Origin of the sequence: Microcystis sp. M53598_WE2 (genome assembly GCF_030067735.1) — a bacterium.
Classification (GTDB): domain Bacteria; phylum Cyanobacteriota; class Cyanobacteriia; order Cyanobacteriales; family Microcystaceae; genus Microcystis; species Microcystis aeruginosa.
The window spans coordinates 1-1,366 of the sequence record NZ_JASJFE010000345.1; the positions used below are offsets into that span (position 1 = coordinate 1).

The 1,366-nt window shown below is 37.9% G+C and carries 1 protein-coding gene and 1 pseudogene; both read right to left on the reverse strand.

The window, feature by feature from the left end:
* Positions 1-255: pseudogene (locus PX636_RS07460) on the reverse strand (IS1/IS1595 family N-terminal zinc-binding domain-containing protein); the annotation flags it as partial.
* Positions 256-460: 205 nt separating this feature from the next.
* Positions 461-1,366, reverse strand: a 906-nt coding sequence (locus PX636_RS07465) for a mechanosensitive ion channel family protein (protein ID WP_288116629.1), incomplete at its 5' end; no start/stop codon positions are given.

The window sequence follows — 1,366 nt, forward strand, 5'->3', positions numbered from 1 at the left end:
AGCAAGAGTTGATCAATTAATTGTTTGGTTTCGTCAGAGACGGTTTTATTAGTGGGATTGATCACAAACGGTTGACCACATTCTTTACGTTGACGTTTGGGTTTTCCATTATGAATAGAACCATTCTTGATAGTATGGTGAGAACCACAATTAGGACAGGGGAATAGAGGTGAAGGGGGGACTTTGTTCGGTGCTAGACTGATATTTGAGTAAGCCAGACAGGAGCCAGAAAAAGATATTTATTAGAAAAGTCATGATCAAGCTAGAGGTTTAAAGACTGAGCGGGTTGCAATTATTTTTATTAATAAATATTTTACACAATTCATACCAGGTAAGCAAGAGAGCTACGCCACTACTACCGAATCATTACCATTTTTCGGGGTTAGCTTATTTACATTCCTATTATCCGACATAATTGCTTTGACAGACCAGTAGCCTATACTCAACGGATTTAGTATTATTACTTCTGAGGATTTGACTGAATACCAAAAGCAGGACTTTGATAATCTTCCGGCAGATAATTTTCAGGAATAGTGCTGTGATTGCCATCCCGGAGAGCCTTGTAGTGAGGAGACATAATTTCGATACCGACTTCGTTACATTTATCCTGAATATTTTGATGCAATTCAGAATAAATATACACCATTTTGCTAGGATGATCGGTGTAGGCATTTAGCTGATAGCTGACATAAAAATCATCGAGACTGGTTTGCAAGACAAAAGGAGCAGGTTCTGAGACAATAAATTTGGTTGCTAAGGCTGCTTCTTTCAGGGTTGCGTGAACCTTACGCCAAGGTAAATCATAACCGAGAGTGACTGTGGTTTGCAAAATTAAAGGCTGTTTGAATTCCCTTTGAGAGACACTAAAGTTAATCACATTGGTGTTTAACAGCGATGAATTAGGAATCGTGATAATTCTATTAGCTGGTGTGCGAATACGGGTGACTAATAATCCTTTTTCAATCACATCTCCAATAACATCACCAATAGAAATTTTATCTCCTAGTTGAAAAGAGCGGGTATAGATGAGGATAATTCCTCCTACCACGTTAGCGATAGCAGAGGTGGAACCCAAGGAAAATAGCACCCCTAAAAATACCGACACCCCCTGAAAAGCAGGAGAATTAAATCCGGGTAGATAGGGAAAAGCGATGACTATAGCTAAGGCAATTATCAGCAGTGACAGTAAATTATAGGTTGGTTTTGCCCAATCGGGATAGAAACCATGGATTACTAAATTTTCTCTTTCCAATCCAGTGAAAAATGGTTTAATTGCTCTCAACAGATAGTGAGTTATAAAAACAATTAGCAGTATAATAAAAATATTGGGTAAATATTTTGCTATCTCTTGGGAAATAACTTCCAA